Below are 19,714 nucleotides of genomic sequence, written 5' to 3'. Positions count from 1 at the left end.
CACAGGCTTATAGCCGCAGAGGAAACCACCAGCTGAGCTGGTGGTCATGATTAGCGAAAAAAGAGAAGCGTATTTTTTTTGGGTGAATCCGGTTAGTTTTTTAAATGTAGTAATGAAATGATTGTATATGGTGGTTCCGGTTTGCTCTTTGAAAATATGGCATAAGTGATATTTGCTCAATGACAAGGCATCGGAAAGTGAGGTGAGCGAAATCTCTTCCTGCAAATGTGTTTTGATGTATTCCATAATTTCTTTTACAATCGGTTCGCTCTGGAATGTTTGAGCAGAAACGGAAGAACAAAAAAGGTTATTGACGAAAAAAGTAATTGAATTAAATAAGTATCAACAAGCAAATGATATCCTGCCTGTTTTTTCTGCATAGCGTGCGCCATTGACTGAAATTGCCCGGTAAAATACATCTGTTCGTTTTCTGCTAGAAAAATCACCTACATAATTTTGTTTGGATGAAATCAAGTTAAATGTGATTTCGTCAGAATATTCTTGTATCATTTTATATTCTCCTTAAATAGCAATATTACAAAGTTTTTTAACAATATACCGAAAGTTTTTTTGTATATTTTGAATTATAATCAATTATAAAAGAAAATACAAGCAGACTGGCAGTATGTTAGGCAGTTTCATGGCATGGAAAATGGCAAATGGGTTCATATGATGGATTCAGCACATATCGGATTTCGTAACTGGGATGATAATGACTGGACATATCCTCAGATAAGAATGGTAAATCCGATTCCACGAGGGAAAATCGTAGTTAGTTTCCGGGGAAATTCTGCGCTGGAAAGAACAGGTATGTTCATGGAAAATGAGGGCTGTATTTGTATGGATGCCAGCCATTTTACGAAGAAAGCAGGTGTTAAAGGCGGCAGTTTTGAGGTGATAAAACGACTGGGGCGTACATCAGATGCCATTAAATCTTTTCCGGTTACAAAAAACTGGGAGAAAGAAAAAAATAGACCCTATGTGGAATATAATTTTTATTCCGAGGAGGGCGGAGAATATGAACTGCATTTGTATTTGGCACCACCGGAAAGTTATTTTTCAGTGTAAATAAATAGGAAATTATACCAAATTGACGAAAGCAAAAATGAGTGGTACTATTTTCGTATCAAAATAAAAGATTTAACGGAGGATTAAGTAATGGAGGAACGATTAAAGCGCCAGCTTGATTTTGCTTTGGAAATTGACAAAGAAAAAAATATTTTCAGACAGACTCACCTTTCCGGGCACGGACGCAACGAAAATGATGCGGAGCATGCCTGGCATATGGCGATTATGGCGTATCTTTTAAAAGAGTATGCGAACGAACCGGTTGATATTGCGAAAGTAATGCTTATGTGTCTGATTCACGATATTGTCGAAATTGATGCGGGGGATACCTATGCGTATGATGAGGAAGCGTTAAAGACGCAGAAAGCCCGTGAAGATGCAGCGAAAGAACGAATTTTTTCTATTTTGCCGGAGGAGCAAAAAGAAGAGTTTATGGCACTTTTCGACGAATTTGAAGAGTTTGCCACGCCGGAGTCGAAGTTTGCCCATGCGATGGATAATTTGCAGCCACTTATGTTAAATAACAGCAACGATGGTGGAGACTGGCGAAGGCATGAGGTCTGCGCAGAGCAGGTGTACGGCAGACAAAATAAAACACGCCTTGGTTCGGAGAAACTATATGAAATTACGAAACAGATTATCGAAGAAAATATTGAGAAGGGAAATATCAAACGCTGATGTTTTTTGCTAAAGTCTGTTGACTTTGGAAGTGAGGAAACAGCAAGTTGCTTTTCTAAATGCTAATATGCTGATATGATATTAGTATTGGAGGTGAAAACAATGGAAACAAAAAATGTGATATTAGAACTTCGTACGAAAAAGGGATTATCTCAGGATGAATTAGCTGAGAAGGTAATGGTTACAAGACAGGCAGTTTCACGCTGGGAAAATGGTGAAACTGTCCCCAATACAGAAACGCTAAAGCTTTTATCAAAGGAATTCAATGTTACAATTAATACGCTTTTAGGTGCTCCCAGACAACTGATTTGTCAGTGCTGTGGAATGCCTTTGGAAGATGAAATTGTTAGTCATGATAGGGATGGCTCTTTGAATGAGAATTACTGTAAGTGGTGTTATGCCGATGGAACTTATACCTACAGCAATATGGACGATTTGATTGATGTGTGTGTAAAGCATATGATAAATCAAGGCTTTACAGAAGAACAGGCGCGTGCTCATATGAAAGCAACTCTTCCGACATTGGATTATTGGAAGAAGTATGAACAGCTTAGCGATGATGGGCAGTTTGAAATGTTCAAGGAACAGCTGATTAAAGAAATCAATGAGCTTCCTATTGAAGGGATGCCAAAGGTTGAAAGGCTGAATGCATTAGTTGGGTCCTATGTGAACTTGGCATACCCATTACCAAGTGGTGCAAGTGTTAAGTTCCTAAACGACCAGACAACATATTTGGGAAATCAGTTAGAATCCGAGTTTGGTGATGCCAGATGTTATGGTATTTTAGCAAATATGGATTTTATAATGGTTTGCACATATGAGGCAGAAGGAAAAAATCCAGAGCTGATTCTTTATAAGAAAAGATAGGTATTTATAGCTAGCCATGTTGTGGAAAAAGAAAATGTTGACTGTATTTGCTAATATAACAAATACAGTCAATCATTTTATGGATAAGCGTTGACTGTAAAAAGGGTTTTAATCAAATAGGTCATATAAAAATTGAAATATGGGTGGCTGTAAATGGAGTTTTTTGGAATCAGGTCAACAGCATAACCGGATGAAAGGAAAGAATATGGCGAACTTAATTATAGTATGTGGACCGCAGGCAGTTGGAAAAATGACGGTAGCAGAGAGTCTGAGAGATAAACTGAAATACAACATGATGATGAATCATGACAGTATTGAAATATCAGATAAGATATTTGGATTTGCTACACCTGCACAGAAGGAATTTAATTATTATATTAGAGAAAAAGCATTTCAGCTGGCAGTTAAACATAATGTGGATATGATATTTACTTATGTTGCCGCGTTTGAATTACAGAAAGAAATTGATTATCTAAAAAATTTGGAAAACCAATTTATAAAAAGCGGTGGAAAATTTTATTTTGTGGAGCTTAGTGCAGATTTAGAGACTCGTTTAGAGCGCAATCTGACACCGCACAGAATGGAAAGAAAGGCATCCAAACGTGATGTAAAATGGAGTAGAGAGAATTTACTTAGGGATGCACAAAGACATCAACTGAATACGAAAGATGGAGAAATCTTATTTGATAATCATATAAAAATTGATAACACAAATCTTTCGCCAGATGAAGTAGCAGATATGGTGATTGAGAGATATCACATTGCTGCAAATGAAAAAGACGAAAAGGAGTATCGTTACGGAATATGAAAATATACGAAGTTTCCGAAAGAACAACTAAATTGTTGACAAATATTATAAAAGTTTGGGAGCAGTCGGTTCGTGCAACGCATCTTTTTCTTTTCCCAAAGGAAAGAGGAAAAGGAATTGGCAGACAATTGCTGCAATATGGAATTCATAATTATGAAATTCGAGAAGTGGCAGTGAATGAGCAGAACCCACAGGCAGTAGGATTTTATGAGCATATGGGATTTGCAGCTTATAAAAGAACAGACCTTGATGAGCAGGGAAATCCATATCCGCTTTTGTATATGAAAAGAGGATGAGTATTTATAACTGACCGTGTTGCGGGAAAAAGAAAATGATGATGCTAATTTGTTGACTGGATTTGAAAAAGTTACAAATGCAGTCAACCATTTTCCGAGTAAGTGTTGACCGTAAAAAGAGTTTTAATAAAATAGGTCAAAAAAATAATGAAAATAAATGACTGTTTTTGTAATAATGTTAATTTCAGTCAATAAATAAATTGAAAAGGTTGACCTAAATGAGAAAAAAACGAAAACAGGTCAAATAAAAACGTAAATAGGGATGACTGTAAATGGAGTTTTTTGAAATCAGGTCAACAGGAAGATTGTTATTGTAGAAAAATTTATATGTATGATGATATTCGGAATTTTGAAATAAAAATATCGATGGATAATAGATGTTTGACATAATTCTAGTTTGATGTTAATATAGTGATAGAAAAAGTGCTACCGATAGACGGTTAGCCTGATTGTTTTTTTGCAAAATGATCGCTAAGTTTCTCAGGACTGGGCGGTCATTTTTGTGTTTTATCATTGCTCTTAGAACCAACGGTATAACCAAGAGCAAAGCATGTAATACATAAGCTGATGATGGCTATAAACAATTCCGTTGTAAGCATAAGCACAAATCCTCCTCATGAGATTTCCATAAAGGATTTCTATGTAAACGCAGGCTAATACTCCTGCGACGAAGGCGAACCGCCTACCGAATAGGGTAGCACTAATGATAGTTTAACACACATGTGTATAGTAATCAACAATTGCTTTTTTATACACCTTATTATTTGATACAAAACTGAGTTTGAAATGATGATTTTGTGACGATTGTTCGTTGCCGGTTCCTTTGGCTTCCAGTAATTCCGCAGAAAAACTTTGTGACTCGTGGGTTTGAGTGCGTCGGTATGCAGCACTGGTAGTTTCAGTGCCCATACCGCTACGCACTCAACAAACGGGAGTGCCTACGAGACGCAAAGCTTTTCTACGGAATTACGGGAAACAAAAAAGTGCTAACGAACAATTGACACAAACTACTCAACAAAAATATCGACCTTCCCCCCTTTTTATGTTATAATAACTCATTATGACTTAGGAAGGGGGCTTTTTGCATATGAACAAAGACAAGAAAAATGTTTGTATCGGGTTGTTAGCACATGTAGATGCAGGAAAAACAACGTTGTCAGAAGCCCTTTTGTATCAGGCGGGAGTGTTGAAAAATCCGGGACGTGTGGACAAGGGGGATGCCTACTTAGATACATTTGCGATGGAAAAAGAGAGAGGAATCACGATTTTTTCCAAGCAGGCAGTTTTTTCGTGGGAGGATATGCAGGTGACGTTGTTGGATACGCCGGGGCATATCGATTTTTCAGCGGAGATGGAGAGGACATTACAGGTTCTTGATTATGCCGTGTTAGTAATTAGCGGACCGGATGGGGTGCAGGGGCACACACAGACACTGTGGAAACTTTTGGAAAAATATCAGATTCCGGTTTTTATTTTTGTAAATAAAATGGACCAGCCGGGAACGGAAAAAGAATTTATTTTAGGAGAACTTCAGGCAAAACTAAATTCTTCGGTGACAGATTTTTCAGATTTACAAAGTGAAGAATTTTATGAACAGGTTTCTCTTTGCGAAGAAGAAATGCTGAATCAGTATTTAGAAGAGGGGGAAGTGTCAGTTTCGCAGATAGCAGAAAAAATCAGCGAGAGAAAGATTTTTCCTTGTGTGTTTGGGTCGGCACTGCGGATGGAAGGCGTTAAGCATTTACTGGAGGTAATGCAGACACTCCTTTTGGAGCCATCTTACGATGAGGTGTTTGGGGCAAAAGTGTTTAAAATAATGCGTGATGATAAGGGAGCCAGACTCACTTATGTTAAAGTGACCGGAGGGCAGTTAAAACCTCGTATGGAACTGTCCGATAAAAAGGGTGAGTGGACAGAAAAAATTAATCAAATCCGTGTGTACTCCGGAAGCCGTTTTGAGACTGTGGCACAAGCAGTTCCGGGTATGATTTGTGCGCTGACGGGGCTCACAAAGACGTATCCCGGGGAGGGACTTGGTGCAGAGTTTGACAGCGGTGCACCGGTATTGGAGCCGGTACTGACTTACCGCATTTTATTTCCGGATGGAGAAGAACCGGCAAAAATGCTTCCAAAACTTCGTGAGATTGAGGAAGAGGAACCGGCGCTTCACATTGTCTGGAATGAAGAATTACAGGAAATTCATGCGCAGGTGATGGGAGAAGTGCAGATTGAAATTATTAAGCGGTGGATTTTGGAGCGGTATGGTGTTTGTGTCACATTTGGAACCGGCAACATTGTTTACAAAGAGACGATTTGCGAGCCGGTTGAGGGTGTCGGGCATTATGAGCCGTTACGGCACTATGCGGAAGTTCACTTGTGGATGGAGCCGCTTGCCGTGGGGAGCGGTGTGCAGATTGCGACAGACTGCAGTGAAGATAAGCTGGACAAAAACTGGCAGCGGCTGATTTTGACGCATTTGGCAGAAAAAGAACATAAAGGTGTGCTTACGGGAGCCGGACTTACCGATGTAAAACTTACATTAATTGCCGGCAGAGCGCATAATAAACATACCGAGGGCGGAGATTTCCGTGAGGCGACTTATCGTGCCGTGCGCCAGGGACTGATGCAGACGAAATCGGTTTTGTTAGAGCCGTATTATGAATACCGACTTATTGTGCCGGAAACGTCAATTGGACGGGCAATGACAGATATTGAGCGCATGGCGGGAAGCTTTACCCTGCAGCAGAATTTACCGCAGACAAATGGCGAAGGGGCACAACCGATGGCAGTTCTTACCGGAGAAGCTCCTGTCAGTACCATGCGGGATTATACGCAGGAAGTCACCGCCTACACAAAAGGACATGGACAGTTGTTCTGCTCGCTTTTAGGATATCGTCCGTGCCACAATGCAGATGAAGTAATTGCCGCAAAACAATACGATGCTGACCATGATGTGAAAAATCCGAGTGGTTCGGTATTCTGTGCACATGGTGCCGGATTTTTTGTTCCATGGAATCAGGTGTTTGACTATATGCATATTGACACGTCAAAACGGGCAAACAGAGATTCTTCTGAAATGGAAAATGACGTGACAGAGAAAAAAGAGACGAAAAAGCAGGAAGAGGAATGGCTGGATGTGTCGGAGATTGATTCCATTTTGGAAAGAAGTTCTTTTGCCAATCGTAAGCAGGGGGTTGTTTCACACAAAGGAATTTCTGCAAAGCGGGTAAGTTCTGTCAAAGAAAAGCCGGTTGGTTTGTCAAAGCCAAGAAAAAAACAGATACCGGATGTTAATTACCTGCTGGTTGATGGGTATAATATTATCTTTGCATGGGAAGAATTGAAAGTGCTGGCGCAAACCGACATTGCGGCGGCAAGAGGAAAACTGATGGATATCCTGTGTAATTATCAGGGTTTTCATAAATGTGAGTTGATTTTAGTGTTTGATGCGTACCGTGTGGCAAACCACAAAACAGAAATTTTGGATTATCATAACATTCATGTGGTATACACAAAAGAGGCGGAAACCGCAGACCAGTACATTGAAAAGTTTGCTCACGAAAATGGTAAAAAATATCGTATCACCGTTGCGACATCCGATGGGTTGGAGCAGATTATCATTCGCGGAGCCGGGTGCAGGCTTTTGTCTGCCAGAGATTTTGAATCGGATGTGAAACGCTCGGAGCAGGCGATACGGGAAATTTTAAAAGAACAATAAGAATTGGAGGAATGACAAATGGCAGCAATTGAAATAACGAAGGAAAATTATGAAGCAGAAGTATTACAGTCGGACAAACCGGTACTGTTAGATTTTTGGGCATCCTGGTGTGGACCATGCCAGATGGTATCACCGGTAATTGAGCAGATTGGTGAGGAAAATGATTCGATCCGCGTCGGTAAAGTGAATGTGGATGAACAGGGTGAACTTACGATGCAGTTTCGTGTCGTGTCGATTCCGACATTGGTTGTTATGAAGGGTGGAGAAGAGGTAAACCGAATTGTTGGGGCTGCCTCGAAAAGCGAAATTTTAGCAATGCTGTAAAAGCAAAAGAAGGGGGAGTAAAAAAATGACAGCGAAAAAGAAACGATTGCTTTTCATGGTGCTTGGCGTCTGTTTGTGTGCACTTATTGCGGTGTTGATAGGGGAGGGGGCAATATCAGATAATAAAAAAGAATACGCAGAAAGATGCAGTGAATTCGCTGGGATTTGGACAGATAAGGATAAGACGATATCTCTTGAGATACAGCGGGTGACAAGTGAGGCTATTTTCTTTTCTTTAGATGAAAAAAACAATCGACTGTTTTCTGGAAGAGCAGTTGGGAATGAAACCTATGAATTCACTTATAATTCGACGGGGAACATGTATCGGATGTCAATCCGGCCGGGAACGGAAAATAAGCTGACAATTCAGTTGTTAGACAAAAAGGTCAGATTAAATTTCCCGGGTGGAGGAATGAAAAAACAGAAACCGCCAAGATTTAATGGCATGCTGACGAAAAAAACGTCATTGGTGAATCAAAAGGCTTATTCACTTTCCGGTTATTTGGGAACAAAAAAGGAGCCAGCGAGAGCATTGAATCGGTATTGCTCGTTTAGCCGGTTAGAGGATGGCACGATATGGCGGGTGCATACGCTGCTCGACGAAACAGGGGAATATTTTAAAACGAATATATTGGGAATTACCATGAATTCAACATTGTCTGAGTGTAAGAGGGCACTTGGAAAGATGATATCTGAGCAGGCACTTGTCTGGAAAGGAATGCGGAGGCAGTATGAAAATGACAAGTATGTCAGCACCATTGTAACCAATGAATTTGGTGTTATAATAGAAATGGATTGTCAGCTTAAGAACCTGCCCGGGGCAAAGAGAGAAGGGGAATTTATTCTGAAAGGAAATACTTTGTACCGGTTTGCCGGGGATTATACTGGCGGAATAAAAATTACGATACCGGCAAAATGTAACCGGATTTCTTCGCATGCTTTTGATGCAGGAGAATATGGGTATTCACTCAATGAAAAGCGGAAATATACAAGGAACATTACGATTCCCAAAAAAGTATTTGTTGAAGAGGATGCGTTTGCAAATTGTGGTTCTCTTACGATAACGATTGCAGAGGGAACGACGAAAATAACGAAAAAAGCGTTTGCCCATATGGTTTCAGAAGAGTCCATGATGAAAAAAGTTAAGTGGGTAGAGGTAAATCTGCCTTCTTCCCTTGAAGTGGTGGAAGAGGGAGCGTTTGCTTTGGGAGAGTCCACAGACAAACTGCGCAGATTCTGGCAGATATATTCCTGGGATTCTGAGAGAATACCGGTACGTATAAATACCTTAAAGATAATGAGAGAATTTACACTTACATATATAGGAGATAATGCGTTTTGGGGAATTGATATGGATGGACTTCCACCAGGACTAACCTATCTGGGGACTAATTATACGGTTCAGCTGTATAGTTCGGGTTATGATTCCGATAGTAAGCTTGCGCTGCCCGTCTCGTTGAAAAAACTAAAATCTCATACCATTTATCTGTTGGATACTTTGGATAAACTGTATCTGCCAGATGATTTGGAGATTTTAGAGGATGATGCAATTTTTGGAGGCAGTGTACAGCAATTTGTATATAAAAGTGGATTAAATAAATTCAAACAGGAAAAAACATTTGGACAGTGGATTCGTTCCAAAGATGGCAGTGTCCTTTGCACAACAAATGTGATACAATATAATTCGAGATTAAAAAAGATGGAGATGGCATCGGGTGATTTTGAAAAACTACCTAATGAATATTACGAGAAATATAAAAAGAATTGTATTGTAGTGAAAGTGCCGGAAGGTGTTAAGGAAATTTGGGGAATGGCAAACCTTTCAACTTATGAGAAGGTAATTCTTCCGAAATCGTTAAAGAAGGTTAATGTTGAAGGAATTTTCTCAGATTTAACCGGACGAGTAGTGTTTCTTGGCGATAAAGTTCCGGAATTTACAGGAGAATGCGATATAAACCTGGGTGATGAGTTTGAAATCCGTGTAAAAAAGGGACTAGAGCGAAAGATGCTTCGGGCATTAAAAAAACATTTTTTAATGTCAAGTGATACGCTGAAAAGATATATTACAACTTTTTGACAAAACAAAGAATTAAACTATAATAGAATGTTGGGGGATAATCAAATTTTGAATTTTAGACCCTGGGCAGTATAAGATAGAATGGAGGAAAAAAAGAAATGAAACAATTGGTAAAGGGAATTGTCTTTGCGGCAGCAGCACTTATGCTTATGCAGGCACCGCAGGCACAGGCAAAGGTAAAAGTAAAAAAGGTAACGGTAAAGAGTAATTATGGAAGTAGTGTCCATGTTGCGGTTGGAAAAAAAGTGAAACTTACAACGACTGTGAAAGTATCACCGAATAAGTCGGCAAATAAAAAAGTTTCCTATAAATCTTCCAATAAAAAGATTGCAACGGTTTCATCATCAGGATATGTGAAAGGAATCAAAACCGGAAAATGTAAAATTACCGTGACATCCAAAAAGAATAAAAAGAAGAAAGCAAAAATTACGGTAACGGTCGTAAAGAAAGTAACATCCGTTGCGATTGAAAAGCCGAAAAATCAGTTATATGTAGGAAACAGTCTGACTCTGAAAGCGACTGTAAAACCGGCAAGTGGAAGCTATAAAAAGGTAACTTGGTCATCTTCGGACAAAAAGATTGCGACAGTTACAAAAGCCGGTGTGGTAAAAGGAATCAAAGCGGGAAACGTCACAATCAAAGCAACTTCTGTGGAGGGAAGTAAAAAAACAGCAAGTTTGAAAATGACTGTGATGGCAACCAACAGTGTCGGCATTGCCTCTGTGGAGGTGCTTAGCAACGATGTTGTCCGGGTATCTCTTGACAAAGCAAAGGCATTGACAAACAAACAATTTAAAATAGAAGGGAAGCGCTATTCTTATGGAACTTATAACCGCACCTATTCCGTGGCAAGTATTCGTAACTATGATAATCGTACCTATGATATTAAGCTGACGGATGATTATAATGTAGAAAAAGATTCCTATGTCCGCGTCACAATCTCGGATTTGCCGGGTAATGGCGTAAAAACAATGGAAGCACAGGCGTTGTTTACCAAATTAAGTGAGCCAAAAGAAGAAAAATGGCTTGGCGTCGTTGGTGATGAGTGGAACAAAACAGTGGATTTAAGCGAGTACGGCTGTGGAAATCTTTCCTATCAGATTACGGGTGAGATTCCGGGAATTACCCGTAAAATTAAAAATAATGAAATCACATTTTTCGGGACATTGACAACTGTGACCGTGGGAACGGATATTACCATTAAGGCAACCGATGAAATGGGTACGAAGTTCACAAAAGTGATTCATGTGTATATTGGAAACGAATCTGTTATCGTGGCGAAAGCAGAGGATATGACGGTTGTGACCGGTACCCAGTTAGATGCAGTTCCATTTCTTGAGGTTCTTGGCGGCAGCGGTTCTTACAGCTATTCTGCAATTTCTCTGCCGGCAGGTTTGAAGATGGATGCGGAAACAGGAACGCTTAGTGGTAAAGTGTCCGGTGTTGGCGAATACCGTGTGCAGATTACGGTAAGTGATGAGAAAAATACAAACCGCATGGTTGAAACTTCTGCCCTTATCCGGGTGGTTGACCAAAGAAGAGTTGCCGGTCTTGTAGTAGATGAGAAAGGAGCGCCGGTAGAAGGTGTTTCTATCGTCTGCGAGAATTTGACGGATGGCAGCATTTTTACTTCGACAACGGATGAAAAAGGAAATTATGTTGTAAATGTCGGCGAGGGAACCTATCAGATTATAGCTTCGCTCGGCGAAAGAAAAGATGCCGTATACCGGTTTACAATTGGTTCCGGCGGAAGAGAACTTAATTTTACATTATAATAAATTGTAGTAGAAAGGAATTATTTTATGCTTGCAAAAATCGTAAGAGAATGTTATGGCAAAGAAATCAGTGAATGCGGGAAGGAAGAACTTTATCATGCTCTGCTTACGCTGGTGCAGAAAAAGGCAGGGGAAAAGGAAGAGAATGCAGGAAAGAAGAAACTGTATTACATATCAGCAGAGTTTTTGATTGGAAAACTGCTTAGTAATAACCTGATTAATCTTGGCATTTACGAGGAAGTAAAAAAAGAACTTTCCGATGCCGGTAAAAGTCTTACAGATTTAGAAGAATACGAGCCGGAGCCATCACTTGGCAACGGTGGTTTAGGAAGACTGGCAGCCTGCTTTTTAGATTCCATTGCGACGCTTTCTCTGCCGGGTGATGGTGTCGGATTAAATTATCACTACGGTCTGTTCCGTCAGGAATTTAAGAACAGAAAACAGATGGAAGAGCCAAATCCATGGATGAATAAGGACAGCTGGCTGATTCGCAGTGACAAATCTTTTACGGTTTCTTTTGGCGGTTTCGATGTGAAAGCATCGTTGTATGATATTTTGGTGACCGGCTACGAGAGCCGGACGAACCGCCTTCACTTGTTTGATTTGGATTCTGTGGATGAAACGATTGTTCATGATGGAATTGAATTTGACAAGGAAGATATACGAAAAAATCTGACCTTATTTTTGTATCCGGATGATTCTGATGACAAAGGCCGTCTTTTGCGCGTGTACCAGCAGTATTTTATGGTAAGCTGCGGTGCACAGCTGATTCTTTCGGAAGCAAAGGACAGAGGCTGTAATCTGCATGACCTTGCAGATTATGCGGCAATTCAGATTAACGACACGCATCCATCCATGGTGATTCCGGAATTGATTCGTCTTTTGATGAAAGAGGGAATTCCATTTGATGAAGCAGCAGAAATTGTAACAAATACCTGCGCCTACACGAATCATACGATTTTGGCAGAGGCATTGGAAAAATGGCCAATGTCGTTTATCGAAGAAGTGGCACCGGCGATTGTTCCGATTATTCAGAAATTAAATGAGAAGATAAACGCACAGTATCACGATGAAAAAGTAGCAATTATTGATGGTGAAAATCGTGTTCATATGGCACATATGGATATTCATTTTTCACACAGTGTCAACGGCGTTGCCTATCTGCATACGGAGATTTTGAAAAATACGGAACTGCATAATTTTTATACCTTGTATCCGGAAAAATTCAATAATAAAACGAACGGGATTACATTCCGCCGCTGGCTGCTTCATGCAAATCCACGGCTTTCTTCCTTCTTATCGGAAACGATTGGAGATGGATATAAGAAAGATGCGGAAAAATTAAATGCACTTTTGGATTACCGCGATGACAAAGCAGTTTGCCGGAGATTATTAGAAATTAAAGATGCAAATAAAAAAGCACTTGCTTCTTATTTGAAACAGACACAGGGAATCAAATTGCTAGACAATGCGATTTATGATATCCAGATTAAGAGACTGCATGAGTACAAGAGACAGCAGTTAAATGCGTTGTATGCAATTCACAAATATTTGGAAATTAAGGCAGGTAAGATTCCGAAACGTCCGATTGTTCTTCTATTTGGCGCAAAGGCAGCACCGGCGTACGTTATTGCCAAAGATATTATTCATTTGATATTGTGCTTGCAGCGTCTGATTGAAAAAGACCGTAAGGTGAGAAAACACCTGCAGGTTGTTATGGTAGAAAACTACAACGTCACAAAGGCTGAAAAACTGATTCCGGCATGTGATATTTCGGAGCAGATTTCGCTTGCCTCGAAAGAAGCAAGTGGTACCGGCAACATGAAGTTTATGTTAAATGGTGCAATTACTTTGGGAACCGAGGATGGTGCCAATGTGGAAATTCATGAGCTTGTCGGAGATGATAATATTTATGTTTTCGGAGAGGACAGTGATACGGTAATTGCCCGCTATGAGCGTGGAGATTACTGCTCAAAAGATTATTATGAAAAAGATTCGGAGTTAAAAGAAGCCGTTGATTTTATTGTCAGCAAGAAAATGCAGAAACTTGGTGACAAGACGATGCTTACAAGACTTTATAACGAGTTATTGAATAAAGACTGGTTTATGACATTCCCGGATTACAGAGCGTATGTGGCAGCCAAAGAAAAAGCCTATGCGGATTATGAAAACAGGGAAGAATGGGCAAAGAAAATGCTTGTCAACATTTCAAAAGCAGGTTTCTTTTCCTCTGACCGCACGATTTCGCAATACAATGATGAAATCTGGCACCTGTCAGAAGGTACTAAGTAAGGAAGGAATATTTAAATAACCCCATCCCTGGCGTGTGTGGGGGAGAGAAAGATCCGTGCTGGAGTTTTTCAGCCGGATTTTTGTCTCTCTTGGGCTCATGGAAGGATATTTACTTAAAAGCAGGGCAATGGCACCGCTTACAATTGGTGTGGACATGGAGGTGCCGCTTTTCTTTGAGTAGAGAGAGCCGTTTGTTTTGTCGGGAGGGCAGCAACTGATAATATGAGAACCGGGCGCAACGACGTCCGGTTTTTTGATGCAGGAAAACGTAGGACCTGCGCCGGAGTGAGAGGAAGGAATTACATCGGTTCTTTCGGCAAAATCATACGAGCCAACGGTGATAATTTTTCGGGAGTTTCCGGGTGCACTAATAGTCTGTGGGTCAGGTCCCTGATTACCGGCTGCAGCAACCACGATAATACCGGCATCCCAAAGCTGATTAACTTTGCGGACAAAAGCACTGTCTTCGGGATAGGCATGCCGGTCATTGGTGCCAATGGAAATATTTACAATGCGGATTTTTAAGCGCTCCTGATTTTTAAGAATCCACTTAAGCCCATTCATGATGTCATGAATGGTGCCGTTGCCTTTGTTGTTTAGCACTTTAACACCAATTAGATTTGCCTGCGGTGCGATGCCTTTGTATTTTCCATGAGAAAAGGTTCCTGCTCCGGCGGCAATCCCTGCAACGTGGCTTCCGTGGCCGTTGTCGTCATAAGGCGCAGGCTTTTGATAGAGAGCATCGTACCATCCGGTGATGCGTGAGCGGTAATCCGGATGCGGAAAAAGCCCGGTGTCAACAATCGCAACCCCGATGCCCTTTCCTAAAATTCCTTGTTTATGCACTGCTTCTGAAAAAACCGCTTTACGAACTCGATTCATCTGCTGACTTCCCCCGTAACTGTATATTGGTAATATATGCATTTTGTGACGAATCGTGTCAATTCAAAAATTTTTCAAATTAATGGTTGACCGTTGGTCATTTTTGTGTTACACTGCATATAGTTAAAGTGACTGATGGTCATTTTTGAAATTATTTATCAAAAAGTAGGAGGCGTACACGATGGTAATTAAGTTTGGTAAATGGCTTACCAGACACAAAGCAGTTGTCCTGATTATTGCATTTTTATTGTTAATACCTGCGACAATTGGTTATGTGTCAACGCGAATTAACTATGACTTGTTAAGTTATCTTCCGAATTCCCTTGAGACAGTATCCGGACAGGATACGATGGTAGATGAATTCGGGATGGGAGCCTTTTCCATGATTGTCGTAGAAGACATGGAGAAGAAGGACATTGTGGCTCTCAAAGAAAAATTGAAAAAAGTGAATCATGTGGAGGATGTTATCTGGTATGATGACGCAATGGATATTACAGTTCCGACAGAGATGCTCCCGGATAAACTTAGAGAGGGCTTGTTTAATGGGAACGCAACGATGATGATTGCCCTGTTTGACAATACAACATCGGCAGATTCAACGATGGATGCGATTACCGAAATGCGTGGTATTGTAAAGAAACAGGCATTTATCAGTGGTATGAGCGGTGTCGTTACCGATATTAAAAATCTGGCGATGGCAGAGATGCCGATTTATGTTGTTGTAGCAGCGGTGCTTTCGCTTCTCATTTTGTTACTGACGATGGATTCCCTGGTAACACCATTTATCTTTTTGCTTGGTATCGGTATGGCGATTGTCTATAACATGGGAACGAATATGGTATTTGGAGAAATTTCCTATATTACTCAGGCGCTGACAGCGATTTTACAGCTTGGTGTAACGATGGATTATTCCATTTTCCTTTTGGAAAGTTATGAAGCCAATAAAGTCAGGTATGACGGGGATAAAAACCGTGCAATGGCACATGCGATTTCCAATACATTTACTTCCGTTACCAGTAGTTCGGTAACAACGATTGCCGGATTTGCTGCACTTTGTTTCATGACCTTTAAATTAGGTATGGACTTAGGTCTTGTTATGGCAAAAGGTGTTATCATCGGCGTTATCGTATGTTTGACTGTTTTGCCGGCATTGATTCTATGCTTTGATAAAGCAATCGATAAAACCACCCATAAGAATCTAATTCCAAATCTGGATGGTTTATCGAAAAAGATTGTAAAGGGATGGCCGGTTGTCTTAGTATTATTTTTAGTTTTACTGGGACCTGCGATGTACGGAAACAGCAATTACGAAATTTACTATGATATTGCGGGGGCACTTCCACAGTCACTGGATTCTGCCGTTGCAAATAAAAAACTCGAAGAGAAATTTAATATGAACAGCACCCATATCGTATTGATGAAAAATGGTATGGCATCCAAAGAAAAGAGTGAAATGTTAAAGAAAATTGAGGATGTGAAAGGTGTTAAATGGGCACTCGGAATTGATTCCTTTAAGGGGGTCAGCATTCCAAGCAGTATGATTCCGAAGAAACTGGAATCTAAACTAAAGAGTGATAACTATGAGATTGCCTTTGTCTGCTCCGACTATAAAGCAGCAACAGACGAGGTAAATTCACAGATTGCTGATATAAATAAGATTGTTAAGAAATACAGCAAAGATTCGATGGTAATTGGTGAGGCACCATTGACGAAGGATTTGCAGGATGTAACCGATATCGACTTAGTAAATGTAAACTATGTTTCGGTTGCTGCGATATTCCTTATAATTCTCATTACCTTTAAGTCCATTTTGATTCCGGTCATTTTGGTTATGGTAATCGAGTTTGCGATATTCTTAAATATGTCAGTGCCATTTTATACACACGAGTCGCTGCCGTTTGTGGCAAGTATCGTAATCGGTACGATTCAGCTCGGTGCGACTGTAGATTACGCAATTTTGATGACGAGCCGTTATCATAAAGAGCGTGTGGTACGAAGAAAGAGTAAGAAGGAAGCAATCGATATTGCACATAAAACTTCAATTAAGTCCATTATGATAAGTGGTATGTGTTTGTTTGCTTCAACATTTGGCGTAACGATGTCGTCAAGTATTGATATGATTAAGTCAATTTGTACGTTGTTGTCCCGAGGGGCAGTAATTAGTACAATCGTTGTTATTCTTGTTCTGCCGGCGATGCTGACAGTGTTTGATAAATGGATTTGCAAGACCACATGGGATATGCGGAAAATCGATTATTAGTTTGGAGGGACGATGACTATGAATAAGAAATTGAAAAAAACTTTACAATGTACAATGTGTGCTGTGCTTAGTTTTGGTATGGTAGTGTGCAACAGCTCCTTTGTAGAAGCGAAAAAAATCAAAAAACAGGAATCTGTTTATGTCAACGCGGCAGCAGATGGTTCAGTATCCAAGATTACTGTATCGGACTGGCTGAAGGGTGCAAATGAAACAACCGGAACCATTAATGATATTTCCGATTTGAAAAACATCTCGAATGTCAAAGGAGATGAGACATTCAAACAGAATGGTAAGGACGTTGACTGGAGCGGCGCCGGAAAAGATATTTACTATCAGGGTGAATCGGATGAAAAACTTCCGGTTGATATGAAGATTACTTACAAATTGGATGGTAAAGAAATTGCAGCAAAAGATATGCTTGGCAAGAGTGGAAAAGTGGAAATCCATGTTACCTATACGAATAAGTCCAGCCGGAAGAAAAAAATTGATGGTAAAGAAACAACAATTTATACACCATTTGTTATGGTGACCGCAATGGTTCTTTCTTCTGACCATTTTGAAAATGTCGAAGTGGATAATGCAAGAGTAGTCAATGATGGTGATAATCAGATGATTATCGGCATGGGTGTTCCGGGAATGGCTGAGAACTTAGATTTGAGTGATGATATGGCAGATAAAATCCCTTCGGATTTTACGGTAACTGCTGATACAAAAGATTTTACAATTGGTAATACATTTACCTACGGAAGTGCCAGTCTTTTGAATGATTTGGATTTAGACGATGTGGATGAGTTAGATGATTTGGAAGAAAAACTGAATGATTTGACCGATGCTTCTGACAAATTAGTTGATGGCTCTGATGATTTGTATGACAATTTGAAATTGTTTGATAGCAAAATGGGCGAGCTTAACACTTCTGTGAAGAAATTCCAGAAAGAGGGCGTAAACCAGTTGGCAAATGGAATCAGCACACTGGCAAAAGGTGCTCCGACATTAGTAAAAGGCGTTACCGATTATGCAAATGGTGTAACAACATTTGCAAAAGGAACTGCAAGTTATGTAGATGGTGCAGCAAAAATTACAAATGGATGTGCCTTACTTTACAAATCCGTAAAGGATATTCCAACTCAGATTCAGAGTTTTGATACCGGACTGAAGACCTACACCGGCAGTGTCGACAAACTTGGTTCAAAACAGAATGTTACGGCATTGAAATCCGGAGCAAAAGCGGTTAGTGATGGTGTGACATCGTTAAATACCAATCTGGCAAGTTTGGAAAAAACGTATGAGACGACGGATTTACTGTTAAAGAAATTGAAAGCGACCGGTGCAGATGCAACAACAGTTGCAACGTTAGAGCAGGTACTTGCCGGACAGAAACAGGCAATTCAGGCAATGAAACAGGCAACTTCCACAACCGGTGATTTGAAAGTTGGTGCTGAAAAAGTATCCGGCAGCGTAGCAACAGTAATGGACAGCTTGGATAAATTATCTGCAAACTCCTCAACTTTGACAGAAGCTTCTACAAAATTAAAAACCAGTATGCCGACATTAGTTTCCAGTGTGAAGACATTGAAAGAGGGCGGCGATACACTGGCGAAGAACAATAAGAAGTTAAAGAGTGCGTCAAAGAAACTTGTGAAATCCGGAAAGACATTGAAAAAGAGCATTAAAACGGTAGGCAGCGGTGTGAAGAAGTTAGACAAGGGAAGCAAATCCTTAAAGAGTGCTGCCGGAAAATTGTCAACAGGTGTTGGTAAACTAGATACAGCGAGTGGTAAGCTGAAAGATGGAAGCAAGAAATTAGCCGACGGAATGAGCGAGTTTAATAAGGATGGTATTGAAAAAATCAATGACACATATGAAGATGATGTCAAAGGTTTGATTGACCGTCTGAAAGCCGTTTGTGAAGTTGGAAAAGATTATAAGAGCTTCAGTGGCATTCACGGCTCTATGAATGGTGAAGTGAAATTTGTCATTGAGACAGCAGCCATTGAAAAAGAGGACTAGGTGATTTTGTATGGGAAAATTGGATGATAAGAAAAAGCAAAAGAGAGATTCTCTGCTGATGGCAGCATTTGCTCTATTTACGCAGAAGGGAATAAATGACACATCCATTTCCGATATAGCTAAAAAGGCAAATATGGCAAAAGGAACATTTTATCTTTATTTCAAAGATAAATTTGATATCCGCGACAAATTGATTGCAGATAAGGCAAGACAGGTATTTTGCCGTGCATTAGAGGAGATGAACCGGGTGCAGCTGGATTCATTGGAAGACCATGTAATCTTTTTGATTAATTCTGTTATTAATCAATTGAACCAGAACAAAAATTTATTGAAATTTATTTCAAAAAATTTAAGCTGGGGAGTTTTTCAGAAGGCACTTTTGCTGGAGAATAATGAAGATGGTGACAGTTTTTATCAAAGATATTATTTGCTTTTGGATCAGTCAGGAAGGATGTTTCGTAATCCGGATTTGATGCTGTATATGATTGTGGAGTTTGTTAATTCAACTTGTCATAGTGTAATTTTGCAGCAACAGCCGGTGACGTTAGAAGAATTAAAACCGGAGCTTGCCGGTGTGATTTGTGATATCATTCATAGGCAGGAAATTCGATAAAAAAGTCAGACCGTGTCTGTCGGTGTTTCGTAAGCCGGCAGGCACG

16 protein-coding genes are annotated in these 19,714 nt (G+C 40.1%); 13 read left to right on the top strand and 3 right to left on the bottom strand.

Annotated features, from left to right (window positions below; translation table 11 throughout):
- Positions 1–246, bottom strand: a 246-nt coding sequence (locus DW005_RS09760; RefSeq protein ID WP_147324431.1) for an AraC family transcriptional regulator, incomplete at its 3' end; no start/stop codon positions are given.
- Between the two features lie 96 nt (positions 247–342).
- The gene (locus DW005_RS13845; protein WP_181975018.1) at positions 343–510 is read right to left on the bottom strand and encodes a hypothetical protein; all 168 of its coding nucleotides are present in this window, start codon (positions 508–510) and stop codon (positions 343–345) included.
- A 135-nt stretch (positions 511–645) separates the two neighbouring features.
- Between DW005_RS13845 and DW005_RS09755 the strand changes: the two genes are divergently transcribed.
- The 10 genes from DW005_RS09755 to DW005_RS09710 all read left to right on the top strand — a co-directional run bounded on the left by DW005_RS09755 (position 646) and on the right by DW005_RS09710 (position 13,903).
- Entirely contained in the window at positions 646–1,068 is a 423-nt protein-coding gene (locus tag DW005_RS09755; RefSeq protein ID WP_117479156.1) for a hypothetical protein, read from the top strand.
- A gap of 90 nt (positions 1,069–1,158) precedes the next feature.
- Entirely contained in the window at positions 1,159–1,746 is a 588-nt protein-coding gene (locus DW005_RS09750; protein ID WP_117479155.1) for an HD domain-containing protein, read from the top strand.
- Between the two features lie 102 nt (positions 1,747–1,848).
- Entirely contained in the window at positions 1,849–2,613 is a 765-nt protein-coding gene (locus DW005_RS09745; protein ID WP_117479154.1) for a zinc ribbon domain-containing protein, read from the top strand.
- A gap of 205 nt (positions 2,614–2,818) precedes the next feature.
- A complete protein-coding gene (locus tag DW005_RS09740) occupies positions 2,819–3,421 on the top strand; it encodes an AAA family ATPase (RefSeq protein ID WP_117479157.1) in 603 nt (200 codons plus the stop codon).
- A complete protein-coding gene (locus tag DW005_RS09735; RefSeq protein ID WP_117479153.1) occupies positions 3,418–3,717 on the top strand; it encodes a GNAT family N-acetyltransferase in 300 nt (99 codons plus the stop codon). The genes DW005_RS09740 and DW005_RS09735 overlap by 4 nt, the downstream gene beginning before the upstream one ends.
- Positions 3,718–4,804: 1,087 nt before the next feature.
- On the top strand, positions 4,805–7,435 hold the full coding sequence (locus DW005_RS09730) for a TetM/TetW/TetO/TetS family tetracycline resistance ribosomal protection protein (protein WP_117479152.1): 2,631 nt from the start codon (positions 4,805–4,807) through the stop codon (positions 7,433–7,435).
- An 18-nt stretch (positions 7,436–7,453) separates the two neighbouring features.
- Positions 7,454–7,759, top strand: coding sequence for a thioredoxin (gene trxA / locus DW005_RS09725; protein WP_022377098.1), 306 nt, complete (start codon positions 7,454–7,456; stop codon positions 7,757–7,759).
- 25 nt (positions 7,760–7,784) lie between these two features.
- Positions 7,785–9,836 carry a leucine-rich repeat protein gene (locus tag DW005_RS09720; protein WP_117479151.1) on the top strand — a complete coding sequence of 684 codons (2,052 nt, stop codon included), beginning with the start codon at positions 7,785–7,787 and terminating at the stop codon, positions 9,834–9,836.
- A gap of 98 nt (positions 9,837–9,934) precedes the next feature.
- Positions 9,935–11,611 (top strand): Ig-like domain-containing protein, encoded by a 1,677-nt coding sequence (locus DW005_RS09715; protein ID WP_117479150.1) that lies wholly within the window; start codon positions 9,935–9,937, stop codon positions 11,609–11,611.
- 27 nt (positions 11,612–11,638) lie between these two features.
- The gene (locus DW005_RS09710; RefSeq protein ID WP_117479149.1) at positions 11,639–13,903 is read left to right on the top strand and encodes a glycogen/starch/alpha-glucan phosphorylase; all 2,265 of its coding nucleotides are present in this window, start codon (positions 11,639–11,641) and stop codon (positions 13,901–13,903) included.
- Here DW005_RS09710 and DW005_RS09705 read toward each other — a convergent pair.
- Entirely contained in the window at positions 13,886–14,785 is a 900-nt protein-coding gene (locus DW005_RS09705) for a S8 family peptidase (protein ID WP_117479148.1), read from the bottom strand. The genes DW005_RS09710 and DW005_RS09705 overlap by 18 nt on opposite strands.
- A gap of 181 nt (positions 14,786–14,966) precedes the next feature.
- On the opposite strand from DW005_RS09705, the gene DW005_RS09700 reads away from it, so the two are divergent.
- The 3 genes from DW005_RS09700 to DW005_RS09690 are packed head-to-tail and all read left to right on the top strand — an operon-like array spanning position 14,967 to position 19,668.
- On the top strand, positions 14,967–17,045 hold the full coding sequence (locus tag DW005_RS09700; protein WP_117479147.1) for an efflux RND transporter permease subunit: 2,079 nt from the start codon (positions 14,967–14,969) through the stop codon (positions 17,043–17,045).
- An 18-nt stretch (positions 17,046–17,063) separates the two neighbouring features.
- Positions 17,064–19,055, top strand: coding sequence for a hypothetical protein (locus DW005_RS09695; RefSeq protein WP_181975017.1), 1,992 nt, complete (start codon positions 17,064–17,066; stop codon positions 19,053–19,055).
- A gap of 10 nt (positions 19,056–19,065) precedes the next feature.
- Positions 19,066–19,668: a TetR/AcrR family transcriptional regulator gene (locus DW005_RS09690; protein WP_022377105.1), complete on the top strand. Its 603-nt coding sequence runs from the start codon at positions 19,066–19,068 to the stop codon at positions 19,666–19,668.
- Positions 19,669–19,714: the final 46 nt, after the last annotated feature.

It is taken from the genome of Clostridium sp. AF36-4 (assembly GCF_003435975.1).
In the GTDB taxonomy this organism is placed as follows: domain Bacteria; phylum Bacillota; class Clostridia; order Lachnospirales; family Lachnospiraceae; genus Eubacterium_F.
The sequence above is the reverse complement of the archived record's forward strand: the minus strand, read 5'-3'. Positions and strand labels throughout refer to the sequence as shown.